Here is a 14,016-nt window from a genome sequence, read left to right on the forward strand (position 1 = left end):
GACCAGATCGATCCCCCATTCCGCACATGCCGACCGAAAGGCATGCGACCGGAAATCGCGCCCGTTATCGACGTGGATGCTATGCGGTTTACCCTGCGCGGGCCAAGGAACATTGCACACCAATTCCGCCAGAAGTTCCGCTTTGGGGGCTACAGCCTGTGTCAGGCAAAGCGCCACTGACAGACGCGAAGGTGCCTCGAGAGAGGTGTAATATCCGGTCACCATCCGCGTTGCGACGTCGATCGCCAGCGTGACCCAAGGCCGCCCAATTGGTTGGCGTTCAAAACTGTCGACGAGAATGATGTCCGCAGGCGTATGGTCGATTTGCACGACCTCCAGTGGCCGGTTTGCCTTGTTGTCGCCTACGACCGGCGCAAATTTCTGGCGGGCCGCCTTTGCGCCTTCGCGTGCCTTGGCAATTGCGCGGGCGTCCATTGCATCCAGCCTGCGCTGAACCGTCCGACGCGTCGGCGGTTGCAAGCCCTGCTGCCAGCACGCGCTGCGGATTTCTGTCACGACGCGCGACAGGCTTGGACGTTCCCGCCGTAAGAAATAACGGCGAAGATGTTCTTCGATCACCGCTTCCACCTTGCCGGATATCAAGGTTGTACCAGTCGGGCGGCCCCGTTTCCGAGAAGCCAGCGCGCTGGTGCGCCACCCTCTTCGGCCAGACGCTTTATCCAGCGCCAGACAGTCGCCCTGCTGACACCAAGCTCCCAAACGGCGTCATTGATGCCACTTTCCAGACTGCCAGTTCCTTTGAGATATGCCTGAACAAGCGGACGCAGTACAGCAGCCCTGCGCGCCTCTTCAGCACCAAGGGCAACTGACTCTTCGTCATCATTTTCCATCGACATTTGCCGCAAAAACCTGTGAACCCTGTCTCAGGTTTAAGGGCAAAAATATCGGAATTAAAGACAAAATCTCATATTTAAGGGCAAAGGGTGGCCGTTGATTTCGTTGGATTTCTCATCTCACAATTAAGGGCTACGCGACAACCGGTCAGCGACCTGTTCCGCCTGCCGCGCCCCTTGCCGGGCAGCCTGGGCGTAGAGACCGCAGCGATCTCTGCTGATCACTTCCACCTCGGGATGTCGCTTCAGCCAGTTGGTGCAGGTGACGACGTCTCGATCCTCGAGAATGTCGATGACCACGCGACGCTCCAGATCGACAATGATCGTGCCGTAGGTTTGCGACTTCCGCCAGCTCCAGTCGTCGATCCCGATGACCGTCGGCGGCTCGGCGGTGCCTTGAGCACACTTCTTCAGCTGCCTGAGCACCGTGTCATCGCTGACCCCAAGGCCCAAACGGTGCAAGAGCCGCTCGGCAGGCCGCCCGCCGGTCGCATGCCCAAGATGGCTGACAATCTCCCCGACACGCGAGGTGCGCCGCGCAAAAGGACGCGCAACCGAGACGGTCTGGTCCGAGAAAGTCCGGCGCGGGCAAGCGGGAGCCAAACATCGCCAACGGCAAACCGCGAGATCAACCGTTACCTCGTCTCCATGCGCGGGATAATCCTGCAGCCGCCGACTACATGGATGGAAAAGTCGTCGGGTCTAGGATTTCCACGCACAAGGCCAAGCCGTCTGGATCGAACTAAGGGTTTGTTGATGCCGATGCTCAATTCGGATTGTAGCCATTCAAGTGCCTCAGACAACCGTATAGCTCTATCGTTCGGGGGGCAAGCATACCGGCAACCCCCGCGCACCGCATCTTTGCGACCATTACGCGCCCCGCCGTACCGTCAGAAGAAAAACCGGTGTTAGCACAAGCAGGAAGAGGACCGTATAGGCTGCCGCTACCCTGATTTCGAGATTGAGAAAACTTTCGAGCAGTCCCACTCCGACCGGATGACTGCCCGCTGAGGCGAGGAAAAGCGACCCGTTGATCTCAGCAAATGACATGATGAAGGTCATCGACCAGGCCAGCAGGATCGCATTGCGCAGATTGGGCAGGATCACGCGGGTAAAGATCGCCCAATCAGACGCGCCGAGCGTACGCGCCGCTGCGGCAAGTGTCGGCGCATCAAGTGCCATCATGGCTGTCATCACCGGCCAGACCACAAACGGAAAGGTCCACACAAGGTGAGCCAGCATAAGGATTTCCCAGCTTCCGATCAAGCGCGGCCAGGCAAGGACCAGACCCATCGCCACGATCATCGGCGGCAGCACTATCGGCATGCTCACGATGGCCTTGACCAGAACCTGCCCGCGCCGCCCGCCCTGCGCGAGGCGCACACCAAGCGGCACCCCGAGCAAAAGATTGATCGTGCTCACACCGATGGCGAGAAACAGGCTGAAGCCGATCTCACCCTGCGCCGTTGACCAGATCGTAGCATAGGCGTCGAGCGAGAGACCCGAAAGGCCCCGACTGTCCCAACGGGCTGTGAACGACCCAATCGCGAGAAAGAGGAGCGGTATCAGTAGCAGCCCCGCCGGAGACCAGACGAGAACCGGCTCGACCCAGGCCCAAAAGCGTTCGGCTCGCGCTCCGGCGCGCTGCCGTCGCCGGGTCGGGATCGCGTACATGCCGGCCGAGGCGGTCATGACCGTCCCGGAAGGCTGAGCAGAGGCGCGGCCGCACGGTCGCGGTGGCCCGGCGGCAGGTTGAGATGCAGAACATCGCCATCCCGCAAGCCGGTGGCCTTGGGCAGATCGACGGTCACGCTTGTTCCGTCCGCCGTCAGCCCCATCACCCGTAACCGATCGCCAAGATAGAGCTGCCGCCCAACAGTGATCGTCAGATCGGCGCGCGCGGCGTTCTCGGCAAGGCGCAGATCCTCGGGCCGCAGGATAGGCCCGGTTCCACCTTCGCTCGCTGCATCGAACAGCGTGTTGACCGCGCCGAAAAACGCCGCCACCTCGATATGGGTTGGTCGGTCATAGAGATCGCGCGGCGTGCCCTCCTGCAGGATACGTCCACCCGAGAGCATGACGATCCGGTCGGCGAGAACGAAGGCATCGGCCTTGTCATGGGTGACGATGAGCGTGGTGATGTCGAGAGGCTCGAGCAGCGCGCGCAATTCGGAGCGGATATCGTCGCGCAGGACCGGATCGAGCGCAGAAAGCGGCTCGTCAAGCAAGAGGATATCAGGCTCCGTCGCCAGGGCCCGCGCCAGAGCAACGCGTTGACGCTGTCCGCCGGATAGGGCATCGACACCGCGATCGGCAAAGCTGTCCATCCGCACGCGGGCAAGCGCCGTCATGGCCCGCTCATGACGCTCGGCACGTTTCATGCCGCGCATACGCGGCCCGAAGGCCACATTGTCGCGCACGTTCAGATGCGGGAATAACGCAAAGCTCTGGAACACATAGCCGATATTGCGCTCGGCCGCGTCAAGCGGCGTGACATCGCGCCCGTCAAAGAGGATGCGCCCGGCACTCGGTTCAAGCAAGCCTGCAATGATGTTGAGCAAGGTCGTCTTACCCGAGCCCGACGCGCCAATGAGCGCCGTCACACGCCCTGGCGCGAGAACCAGGTCGATCCCCTCGAGCACCGGTTTGTCGCCGAACCGTTTTTCAATCCCGTTCATCGTGATGGTCATGTCTGTCTTCCTCTCTCAAGGGTCAGGTGGCGTCGGTCTGCGTGTGAAAGGGCGTCGCGCGTCCAACAAGAAGCCGCAGTACGCCCGCCAACGCCAAAGCGACAATCAACAGCAGGATCGCCATGGCCGCGGCATTTCCAAAGTTGAGAAAGCCGGTGAATTCCCGGTAGATGACCGCGGGAAAGATCGTGACCGAGCGCGCGATCAGCAAGGCCGGCCCGAAGGAGGCCATCGCCAGAAGGAAGGAAAAGACCGCCGCCTCGATCAGCGCCGGGCGCAGGATCGGCACCACGACCAGAAACGTCACCGCAGGACCGCGCCCCCCCAGCGTGCGTGCCGCTGCCGGCAGGCCCGGATCCATCTTGGCGATCGCCTCGGCCAGAATGAGGGCCGAGCGCGGGATCTGAAAGCTCAGGTAAGCGACGCCGAGACCGAACGCCGTGAAGGCCAGGCCGCGCGTGGCCTCGGTGCCCAGAAGCCATGCTTCAAGCAGGGCAAGCACGCCGGCATTGCCCATCAGCACGATCATCAACATGCCGTAGATGATACCGCCGAAGGCGAAGTTGATCTGGCTGAGGGTTTGCAGGAAATGCGCCCCCGCCCCGTTGCGCCCGATCCGCCAGGCCAGGGGCAGAGCCCACGCCGTCGCGATGAACGAGGTCACAAGGCAGAACATCACGGTCTCGGCCAGCGCCTGCATGAAGTAGCCGCTCGCAAAGACCCGGCGATAGACATCAAGCGTCGGCGCGCCACTCTCGCCGGTCAGGCTGACGAGGATCACAGTTGCCAGCGGATAGGCCAGGCCGAGGGCGAATATGCCCAGCAGGGCTATGGTCGTTACGATCATGAAGGCGCGCATGGCAAAGACCCCGGTCGGTCAGATTGGAAAAGGGGCCGGGGGCAGGCAAGCCGCCCCCGGCGCGATGGTTCAGCTTCCCGCCAGACCGATTTCGCTCAGCGCAGCCTTGACATCGCCGCCTTGCAGCACGGCAGCGGTGAAGGCGCGTTTGAGATTGCCGACATTGGCGGCGGCATGGGGGATGTCCACAGGCACCTGACGGGCGATCTCGGGGAAGGCATCCGACATCTCCGCCGGGATCGCACTGGCGATGACAGGCCGGAAATAGGAGCGCGCGATGATTTCCTGTGCCTCGTCGCTCAGCACCCAGTTCAGGAAATCGGCGGCCTTCTCGGGTTCGGGGGCACCTTTGGCAAACCCCATGCCGAGCGGCACCGCCGCCACACCTTCCGAGGGAACGACCACATCGACCGGCGCGCCATTGGCCCTTTCGATCAGGATGTTGCCCTCGGCATCAATGGTGATCGGGCATTCGCCTTGCGCCAGACGCGGTGCCACGATCTCGGTGCGGTAGCTGTGACCGTTGTCTTGGAACGCCTTGAGAAAGTTGAAGCCCGTGGTGAAATCGTCAGGCGTGCCGCCCAGGATCGCATTCATCGAATACATGAACACCGAGGCAGTGCCCGACCAGGTCGGATCCATCGAACAGGCAAGCCCCTTGTATTTCGGGTCGAGCAGATCGGCCCACGAGGTCGGCAGCGGCAGGCCGCGACGTTCCAGGACGTCCGTATTCACGCCGATCACGATATTGGCGGTTCCGACGCCCCACCAATAGTGTTCCGGGTCGCGCAGGTCTGCGGGGATCTCGTCAAAACGCGCAACCTTGAGCGGGGCAGTGACGCCGGAAGCCTTGGCCTCAGAGGCGATGTCGAGCGACCAGAACGCCGCATTGGCGATCGGGTTTGCCGCCTCGAGCTTGAGCGCGGCCAGCGCGGTGCTCGATCCGTTCTTGAGGTCGAGCGTGGGGCGAATGCCGGTCTTGGCCTCATAGGCCTCCACCAGACCGGCCCAGTTCATGTATTTGCTGGGCAGGTCATAAACGGTCAGTTCTTCGGCGACGACAGGGCCGGTGATGGCCAGCGTCAGCGCGGTGCAGGTCGCGGTAAGAAAGTTTTTCATGATATCCTCTAGCAGCGGTTGGTTGGGGTTTTCTCGAACCGGCGGTCCTCGTAAACGAGGTCTCCGGCCAGGAAGGTCCGGCGCACGACCGGATGGCCGAGCCGGGTCGAGACCTGTGCCAGATCGCCCCGCAAGCCGGGGGCGATGGCACCGCGATCAGTTAGGCCAAGTGCTGCGGCAGGGCCGCTGCTGACCAGCCGGATCGCGTCAAAGAGATCGGGGATATGTCCGTCCTGAACGAGTTTGAACGCGCCACAGACCAGCGCAGGCGGATAGTAGTCCGAGCAGATCGCATCCAATGCGCCCACTGCCAGCGCCTCGATCAGGTTCAGGTTGCCGCTGGCCGAGCCGCCGCGCAGCAAATTAGGACCTGCCATGCTGACAAACATACCCAAGGCGTGGGCGCGCTCTGCCGCCTCCAGACGGACGGGCATTTCCGACAGGCGACCACCTAATGCGTACCATGCCTCGGCCCGAGCTGCGCTATTGTCGTCATGCGAGGCGATGATCAGGCCAAGTTCATGCGCGCGCGCGGCGACTAGGGCTTCATGCGCCGTCTTGAGATGGGCACGCGCCTGTTTCTCGGCGACCAGCCGTTCAAGCTCGTCATCATCGGCATCGGTCAACTGCCGGTTCAGGGCCTTGTAACTTTCCAGATCAGCAAACTGCCCCTCGCCGGGCGTATGATCCATGACTGAGATCATCCGCACAACCGGATGCGCCATCGCCTCGAGCGTATAGGCTGGATCGGCAGTCACCTCGTATCGCAGGTCCACCCAGTGCTCAACCAGTAGCCGCCCCGCCGCCGCGTGATCACGGATCGCGTCCATGATCTGCCTCGAAAGCCGTTTGGAGCGGTTCTTGGCCTCGTCCTCGAAATAGGCGATGGCGTGCAGTTTCGTGGTGATCCCCCAAGCGGCGGCGTTCTTGTCGGATTGGATGAGCCCCAATTCGACCGGCATGCGCAAGGTGCCGGCACGCGGGCCAAGCGCGCCGATCTCGAATTCGATATCGTCGCCATGCAGGTCTATGCAGCCAGGGATAAGCCAATCGCCTTCGGCGTCTATCACCTGTCCGGCCCCGTCCGGTGCGCCCGCCCCCTCGCGGATGTCGGTGATGCGCCCGTCTTCAAGGCAAAGCGCCCCCTCGACAACACGATCGGGCAGAACGATCTGGGCGTTTTCAATAACAAGGGTCATAGGACAGTTTCCTCCTTGCGACAGATTGGCGTCTCGGCCATGATCCGCCCGTCGTTGATTTCGATTTCGCGATCGGCCAGCCGATCCACGGCAACGCGGTCGTGCAGCACGGCGATGGTCGAGGTGCCGGCGACCTTGAGGTCCGCCAGTAGGTCGATCACGACCTCCCGCGTCGCGGGGTCGAGCGCGGCGGTCGGCTCATCGAGGATCAGCAAACGCGGGTGCCGCATCAGCGTGAGGCCAAGATTGAAACGCTGCTTCTCGCCGCCCGAAAACGTCACCGGATAGACCGGTGCCAGCGCCTCGGGCAGGCAAAGCCGCTCGAACAGCGCCAGCGCCTCGGCCTCGGCACGGGCGCGGTCGTCATGGAGTGCCGCCTCGATCATCAGATCAAGCGCACCGACCCGCGGCACAACGCTCAGATGCTGCGAAACGTAGCCAATCTCGCCTTCGAGCAACGCGATGAGGTCGATCACCGGCAGATCGGCCAGCGTGAGCACCGTGCCATCGGCACGCCGATACCGCACAGACCCCCCGGTTGGTCGGTTGTAATGCAGCAAGGTCTTGATCAGCGTCGATTTCCCTGCGCCCGTGCGCCCCGTGAGCGCCAGAAACTCGCCTTCGGCAAGGGCAAAAGACACATCATTGAGCGCCACGATTTCGCGCGCGCCAAGAAGATGCAAGGTGAAGGTCTTGCTGAGGTTTGCCACCTCCAGAACGGGGGGGCATGTCATAGTGCGGAACTCACCAATAGTTGGGTATAGGGGGCTTGGGGGTCTTCCATGAGTTGCGTGACCATGCCGCTTTCCACGACGCGGCCCGCCTTGAGCACAATCGCACGCCGCGCCAGAAGCCGCAGAACGCCCCAGTCATGGGTCACGAGGATCACCGTCAGGCCAAGCTCGCGTTGCACTTTGCGGATGAGATCGAGCGTGCGCGCCTGCACCGAGAGATCGAGGCCGGTTGTCGGCTCATCAAGCAAAAGCACTTGCGGACGGTTGGCCAATGCGCGCGCGATCTGCACCCGCTGGCGCATCCCGGCGCTGAGCGTCATGGTCTCGACATCCATCCGGTCGCCCAGTTCCATGTGATCTAGATGGCCATGCGCGCGGCTGCGCATCCTCCCGATATGCCGCTCGCCTGCGGCTAGCATCCGCTCGATCACGTTGCCGCCCGCGCTCATGCCCATCATCAGCGCGCGGCGCGGGTTCTGATAGACGATCCCGAGATCGGAATTGCGCAGCGCGCGCCGCTCCTCGGCAGAGGCATCGTGGAGCGGCTGCTTCCCTTCCCGCCAACCGTTGTAATAAATCGCGCCTGACGTCGGCTCGGCGCGGAAATCGAGCATGTCGATGAGGCTGGTCTTGCCCGCGCCGCTTTCACCGACAATGCCGAAAATCTCGCCCGGCCAAACCTCGAAGGACACATCGCGCAGCGCCCAGACCGCGCCGCAGACCGGGCAGACGGCACTTTGGGTCGTGGCCTCCATCGCCGGGCAATTCCCCGCGCAGGGTCGCGCGCCGTGGCGCAGCGACAGGTTTTCGACCCGGATCACAGGGTTTGCCATGTCATGTCCTCCAGCGTTTCACCGCGGCATTTGCGGCACCAGGCACTGTCTGAACAGGTCCAGGTCATCTCGCCGTCCGGCCCGAGCGCAGGGGCGAGAAAGCTCTCGGTCGAGCCGCATAGACGGCAGGATCGCCCGGTCTGATCCTCGACGCGGAACGGATGATCCTCAAAGCCCAAGGGCTCTACCGTGGTATCGGGCGGGATGGCGTAGATGCGCTTTTCCCGGCCGGCGCAGAAGATGAAGAGCGCCGGCGAATGATCGAGCTTGGGCAGATCCCAGCGTGGCACATGGGTGGGATCAAGCACATAGCGCCCCTCGATCATCACCGGATAGCGCCCGCCGATCATGATCTCGCCATGGGCGATGACGCTTTCATAGAGCCTGAGCCAAAGCTTGCTGTAATCCCTCTCGGCGTGCATCTGCCGCGCAACCGCCTCGGAGCGTTCGAAAAACCGCAACGCATCGGGAAAGGCGACCTGAAGGATCACGATCTGATCCTCGCGCAATGGCACCTCCGGCACCTTGTGACGGGTCTGAATGAGATCGGCACGTTCGGGATCTGTGGTGGCGACAGCCCCCGTCACCAGCCCGACCATGCGCCGCAGGTTGACGGCGTTCACCGTCTCGTCATCGCCCTCGTCGATGATCTTGTAACGGTCATCGGGGCCGATCAGCGACAGCGTGACCTGCAATCCGCCCGAGCCATAGCCTCGCGCAATCGGCACCTCCTCTGAGACATAGGGCACCTGATATCCGGGAATGCAGACTGCACGCAGCACCGCAAGCCGGACCGAGGCCTTCATGAACTCGTCCAGATAGGCAAAGGGCCAGGGCGCATCCCAGGCCCCGGTCGTGAAACGCTCGGTCATTCTCCGGCCTCCATGGGTTCGGTTTCGGGCGTCGCCACGGTGTCGCCGACAGCGTTCCGCCTGGTTGCATTTGCCGCGCTCATCCGATCCATCACCGAAGCGAAGAGCATGTAATGCGGCTTTTTCAGATGCTCGACAAAGCCGAGGCTCTCGACACCGTCGCAATGGTAGAGCACGAACTCGGTATCGTCGGACGGTCCGCCCTCTTCCGCGTCTCCCTCTTCGAGACTGCCATCGAGAATCGACATGGCGATGGCGCGCTCTTCCTGTTGACCGAGCGCCGCGCCGAAGCCGAGCGCCAGACGCAGCCCATCCTCATCATCACCGCTGGTCGAGATCGTGCCCACGCCGGAGATGATCGCATCAACCTGCGTGACAGGCACCTCGCCGATGTCCACGTCGAAATCCCATATTGGGTGACTCAGCCGCACGGGCACATGGCCGACGCGCAATTCACCGAGGGTGGGGTGCGAATGGCCATAGCCACGCAAAGAGGAATAGGCGAGGCCGATCAGCATCCCGCTCTCGCCTCGGGCCAGCGCCTGCAACCGCGCCGACCGGGCTGGGCGCGGAAAGCGCATCGGTGCCATGGTGATATCGGCGGGCTCGGCCTCGGGGGCCTCAGCGGGTTGCTTGACCAGCCCAGCCTCGCGCAGCACCTCCACAACACGCAGCATCGCCGGAAGCGGAGCGGTTTGCCCGGCACCATCGGCCCCGAGCGCGGCCAAGGCCTCGGCTCGGCGCGTCTGCGGCACCTCGCGCAGCAGATCGTGACGCAGGAAATGCAGTGTATAATCGCGCGTCGGACCAAGGAACTGCCCGCCTGGCACCGATTTGAACGCCGAGGACAGCCGCCGCAACACCCGCATCCGGTCCATGTCGAGCGGTTCTGCGGTTCCCCGGCGCGGCAGGCTTACCCGCAACGCGCGCAACACAAAAGAGGCATGGATCACGTCGCCTTCGGACTGGACGATCGCCAGCGCGGCCAAGCGCGGCGCATAAAGCCCCGCCTCGCACATCACCCGATCCACCGCATGGCGCTGCGCCGACAGGATCATCTCCACCTGCTGTGCAACTTCGGGCGCGGCCTCTGGTGCGGCGCGAAATGCGCCAAGGCGCACCGCATCGAGCATTTCCTCGGCCGCCAGCATCGCCCTCGTGCCGCCACGAACAACGGTATAGCCCATCTCACTCCTCCCCGTGCGCAAGACGCACATGCCGCGGCAGCCCCGCGAGTCTGCCCGTCGTCTCATCGACAAGCAAAATGTCCACACCGAGCGGATAGTCGGCCGTGGCGGCAGCGCGAGCGGCTACGAAGCCGTCGGGCAAGCCGGTGACGCTCAGATCGCGTGTCCGCCCGCCGGCCGCGCCCCGGCTGACACGATAGCGGGGTCCGCCTTCGGCCTCCGCCAAACCTGCGACCATGACGATCAGCAAAGCCCCCTCTTCCGGGTGCAGCAGCGTGCCGCGCGGCAGGGCGGGCAGTATGATCGCGGCCCGCGCCGCCGGTGCCGCAGCAACCGTAGCGCGCTCGGGGCCGACAGGGCGCGCGCCGTCGGGGCCTGCCACGCCCGCAGCCTCGAAGGCCGGATCCAGATGCAGGCGTGTGCCGGTCGGCACGAAGGTGCGCAACAGACCGGCAAGGGCAGCATCACAGCCGATCACCCGGCCCGGATAGGCCAGCGCCGTCAGCGCGGCGCGACCCAAGGCCTGGGTCTCGAACGGGTCCGGCCCCAGCGGATTGATCTCATCTCTCACGCGTATCTCTCCCTTATCGATCAGTTGAATAGTCATTGGCGTCATAGGCCTCGACCTCGCCGCCTTCGAAATCGATCTCGGTCGCGCGCACGGCAGCCCGCTCCCTTGAATGAGCTGCGGCGCGCGCACGCTCCAGGGTGGCAAGGGCCTTGGTCAAGGGCGGCACGAGCGTCGGGTCGGCTTCGATCGCAGCAAGGATGGTGGCCCCGGCGACAGCCGCTTCATGCTCATCGCCCAACCGCAGAAGACAGGCCTTGTACGCGCCGATCTCTGCCCAGGCCTCTATTGCAAGCGCCTCGGACATGTTGAATGCACTGCGGCTGACACCATCGGTCATCTGAAGCATGACGCGCACGCGGCGCAGGCTGTGCCGGTCGGTGGTCAGGCCAAGGTCATCGCGCAGACGCAGCACGTCTTTCGCGGCACAATTCGCAAGCGTTGCATGAAACCTCGCGCGCTGTTGGTCTGTCAAATCGGGCTGGAGCATCTGGTGTGTCTTTCTTTCAGGCAGTCAGCAAAAAGGGGGATGCGGGAAAGATGGTGCCTCCCGCACTTGAAAAGGTTCGAGACCTCGGATTTTCGTTGTTAGTCGTGCGCAACCACCACGCTCTTGAGGGTTGGCAGTTTCGGCGCGGTTATGAGCGGATCAAATGACCGTCATGGGCGCGACCCTGGTGTTGGCGTCATCTGAGGCCCTCTTCTTGTTCGTTGATTTGACTGGGGAGTCTATCCAAAGCCTCCGATCCTTTGGGACGGGCCGGGCACGACGGAGTTTGCGCGGCTTCGCCAACTGCAAACTCAATCCGATCGCCGCGAAACTGACTGATGACATATTCCTGCACCTCGCCACTGGCGCGGCAGGCATTTACCCCCTTCACACGCAAGACTGGCTGGGTGCGGGGCATCCTAAGCGCAAGCGCATCCTCGCTCCTCGGCAGTCGCGTAGTGATCAGGCTCTCGATCCGGTCAAGCGTGATCCCGCCCACCTCGCGCAAGTGCCTCGTGAGCGAACCGCCTGTGTAAGTTTGCGCAGCCGTCGCCGCTGCGCCGCACAGGAAATGCAGCGACACGGCATACGCAATGTCCCCCTCGCCGCGCAAGGTCCGTAAACACAGAATCGGCGTGTCTTCAGCCAGACGCAACTTTCGCGCCACCGACTGTTCGGCCACGATATCGGCCCGATCAAGAAGCATGACCTCCGCTGTGCGTCCCGAAGCCGCAAGCCGCTCGGTAAATCGGGTGTCACGCCCGATCCCATAGACCAGTTCACGTGCCAGAATGCGCGTGCCACGTCCATGCACGCGCTCGACCAGCCCATCATCAACCAGCACATCGACCGCCCGGCGCAATGTGTGCCGATTGACCCCGAAGCGCGCCGCCAACTCGATCTCGGAGGGGAGCCAGTCATCTGCCTCATGTCGCTCGGCAATATCGGACCTGAGCGCCGCCGCAATCTGGGCCCATATGGCAATTCCCGCGTTCCTCGCTAGAGTCAGCATAAAAGTCATCCGCCTCCTGTTGTCGAGACGTGTATACGTGATTCTTATGAATATGGTGTGACATCGCATGATGCGGGGTCTCCAGACAGACGGTAGAGCCATCCGAGATTATCGACGGGGGCGGATCCGTTGTCTGGGGGAACCTTGTTTCAGTCGAAATCCGCAGCATGTGTGAAGGTTGTTCGCTGCGTTGCCGGCAACCTGTTTCAGTTTGGAAGCAATGATACTCTGAGTCGCAGGAGAGAGTCGCAGGAGAATTTTTTTCATTTGCTTCCGGAGAGTCCTATATCTCCGTCGAGGCATCAAAATAGCTGAATATTGTCGGTGACTTTTCCGGAGATGGTCGAAAAACACCGAAGTTCCCGAAAACGTCTTCCCCATTAGCATTCGCGCGCTCCGGCGAACTCTATCTGTATGCGGCGCGACCATCGTCTCTTGATGCGTTGCAGCACGGCTGACAGCGCCATTTTCAGCGCTACAGCGGTTAAACAGCTGTTTACATGTGTAAATGACCATGCGCCTGCACATCGGCGCAATGTGTATCGAGGCGATCCATTTCCATACTAGCTGCCGCCCTGCGCCCATGCGGAGCAGTCAGTTCGCGGCGCGCCACATCCGATACCGATCCTGCCCGGTCATCTCGCGGATCAAACCCCGCGCTTCCATCCAGGCAAGGTTGCGCTGGACGGCGGCGCGACTGGCACCAGTCAGAGCCTCGGCCATCGGGGCGGAGACGAGTGGCCATTCGGTTAGAACAGCGCACAAGGCCGGGGGCGTGCGGCCCGAGAGCGGGGTCATCTCGGTTTCTGCCCGCGCTGACCATGCCTCGATATCGTCAAGGTGCCGCATTGCGGTCAGGCAGGCGGTCTCCATCCCGTCAAGCCAGCGCGCCAGACGGTCAGCGGGTGGGCCGCCGGCGCGCAGCCCCCCTGCCCCGCCCATGGCCAGAGGCGCAAAGACTGCGCCTCTCTCCTCGCTGGCCGCGATCCGCGCGGCCGTGACTGCCGCTTCCATTCGATCGCCCTGCTGCCCGAGGCCCGCGAGGCTCCAAAAGTGAAAGCCCACGCAGGCGCGAGTTATAGTGTGAAGATCGGCGGCTTGTGCCATCAGGCCTAGCCAACCGCCCGCACGGCCCGCGAAAGACTCGGCTTCATCTGCCATGTTCTCAGGATCGCGGCGGTCGAGGAAGCCAGACAGGTCCACCTCTGGGCCTGGCCCGCCTGTCAGACGACGTACCGCCCAACCAACCCGCGCGAGTGCAGCGGTGTCGTCTTGCAGGCCGGAAATGCGCATGGAAATCCAGAGCGCCAGCCGATCCGGGCCGATGCGGTCTCCCGCGAACCAGCTGAGATCAGCAGCCTCGATCAGGGCAAGCCTGTGCCGCCAGCCTTCCGGGCTGCGCTTCAGGCGGTCGTCCAGCGCGCCGACGCGACCGGCCACACGGGCAAGACGCGCGGCATGACCCGCCTCTGCCTTCCGCCAATCGTCGAGGACCTCGGTTTCACGCGGTTCGTCCCGCGGTCCGGGCGGCAGATAATCCGGTTCCTCTTCCATGGGACCGGGCAGAACATTTTCTTCACCATTTCAGCACATGATTAT

15 protein-coding genes and 1 pseudogene are annotated in these 14,016 nt (G+C 63.0%); all 16 read right to left on the bottom strand.

All coding sequences use genetic code 11. From position 1 onward, the window contains the following. On the bottom strand, positions 1 to 588 hold a 588-nt coding region (locus AC13D8_RS08800), incomplete at its 3' end, for a DNA-binding domain-containing protein (RefSeq protein WP_482968543.1). An 11-nt stretch (positions 589 to 599) separates the two neighbouring features. Beyond that, positions 600 to 851: a helix-turn-helix domain-containing protein gene (locus AC13D8_RS08805; RefSeq protein WP_482968544.1), complete on the bottom strand. Its 252-nt coding sequence runs from the start codon at positions 849 to 851 to the stop codon at positions 600 to 602. A 147-nt stretch (positions 852 to 998) separates the two neighbouring features. Next, positions 999 to 1,529 (bottom strand): annotated as a pseudogene (locus AC13D8_RS08810) (transposase); the annotation flags it as partial. Positions 1,530 to 1,724: 195 nt separating this feature from the next. Beyond that, the gene (locus AC13D8_RS08815; protein ID WP_037239957.1) at positions 1,725 to 2,546 is read right to left on the bottom strand and encodes an ABC transporter permease; all 822 of its coding nucleotides are present in this window, start codon (positions 2,544 to 2,546) and stop codon (positions 1,725 to 1,727) included. Beyond that, the gene (locus AC13D8_RS08820; RefSeq protein ID WP_051922135.1) at positions 2,543 to 3,544 is read right to left on the bottom strand and encodes an ABC transporter ATP-binding protein; all 1,002 of its coding nucleotides are present in this window, start codon (positions 3,542 to 3,544) and stop codon (positions 2,543 to 2,545) included. The genes AC13D8_RS08815 and AC13D8_RS08820 overlap by 4 nt, the downstream gene beginning before the upstream one ends. Before the next feature lie 22 nt (positions 3,545 to 3,566). Beyond that, positions 3,567 to 4,391 (bottom strand): hypothetical protein, encoded by an 825-nt coding sequence (locus tag AC13D8_RS08825; protein ID WP_482968545.1) that lies wholly within the window; start codon positions 4,389 to 4,391, stop codon positions 3,567 to 3,569. An 81-nt stretch (positions 4,392 to 4,472) separates the two neighbouring features. Continuing rightward, positions 4,473 to 5,522: an extracellular solute-binding protein gene (locus AC13D8_RS08830; protein ID WP_037239960.1), complete on the bottom strand. Its 1,050-nt coding sequence runs from the start codon at positions 5,520 to 5,522 to the stop codon at positions 4,473 to 4,475. Positions 5,523 to 5,530: 8 nt separating this feature from the next. Further along, positions 5,531 to 6,721 carry an alpha-D-ribose 1-methylphosphonate 5-triphosphate diphosphatase gene (locus tag AC13D8_RS08835; RefSeq protein ID WP_057821629.1) on the bottom strand — a complete coding sequence of 397 codons (1,191 nt, stop codon included), beginning with the start codon at positions 6,719 to 6,721 and terminating at the stop codon, positions 5,531 to 5,533. Next, a complete protein-coding gene (locus AC13D8_RS08840; RefSeq protein ID WP_037239963.1) occupies positions 6,718 to 7,455 on the bottom strand; it encodes a phosphonate C-P lyase system protein PhnL in 738 nt (245 codons plus the stop codon). The genes AC13D8_RS08835 and AC13D8_RS08840 overlap by 4 nt, the downstream gene beginning before the upstream one ends. After that, entirely contained in the window at positions 7,452 to 8,288 is an 837-nt protein-coding gene (locus tag AC13D8_RS08845) for an ATP-binding cassette domain-containing protein (RefSeq protein WP_037239966.1), read from the bottom strand. The genes AC13D8_RS08840 and AC13D8_RS08845 overlap by 4 nt, the downstream gene beginning before the upstream one ends. Continuing rightward, positions 8,273 to 9,160: an alpha-D-ribose 1-methylphosphonate 5-phosphate C-P-lyase PhnJ gene (locus AC13D8_RS08850; protein ID WP_037239970.1), complete on the bottom strand. Its 888-nt coding sequence runs from the start codon at positions 9,158 to 9,160 to the stop codon at positions 8,273 to 8,275. Before AC13D8_RS08850 ends, AC13D8_RS08845 begins: the two co-directional genes overlap by 16 nt. Next, the gene (locus AC13D8_RS08855) at positions 9,157 to 10,347 is read right to left on the bottom strand and encodes a carbon-phosphorus lyase complex subunit PhnI (RefSeq protein ID WP_482968546.1); all 1,191 of its coding nucleotides are present in this window, start codon (positions 10,345 to 10,347) and stop codon (positions 9,157 to 9,159) included. The genes AC13D8_RS08850 and AC13D8_RS08855 overlap by 4 nt, the downstream gene beginning before the upstream one ends. A gap of 1 nt (position 10,348) precedes the next feature. Beyond that, positions 10,349 to 10,918, bottom strand: a complete 570-nt coding sequence (locus tag AC13D8_RS08860; RefSeq protein WP_037239973.1) for a phosphonate C-P lyase system protein PhnH — start codon at positions 10,916 to 10,918, stop codon at positions 10,349 to 10,351. Between the two features lie 13 nt (positions 10,919 to 10,931). After that, positions 10,932 to 11,330 (bottom strand): phosphonate C-P lyase system protein PhnG, encoded by a 399-nt coding sequence (locus AC13D8_RS08865; protein ID WP_474183863.1) that lies wholly within the window; start codon positions 11,328 to 11,330, stop codon positions 10,932 to 10,934. Between the two features lie 271 nt (positions 11,331 to 11,601). Then, positions 11,602 to 12,426 carry a phosphonate metabolism transcriptional regulator PhnF gene (phnF, locus tag AC13D8_RS08870; RefSeq protein ID WP_160325911.1) on the bottom strand — a complete coding sequence of 275 codons (825 nt, stop codon included), beginning with the start codon at positions 12,424 to 12,426 and terminating at the stop codon, positions 11,602 to 11,604. A 585-nt stretch (positions 12,427 to 13,011) separates the two neighbouring features. Beyond that, positions 13,012 to 13,971 (bottom strand): hypothetical protein, encoded by a 960-nt coding sequence (locus AC13D8_RS08875; protein WP_051922139.1) that lies wholly within the window; start codon positions 13,969 to 13,971, stop codon positions 13,012 to 13,014. Positions 13,972 to 14,016: the final 45 nt, after the last annotated feature.

The organism is Roseovarius sp. B-10, assembly GCF_056859295.1.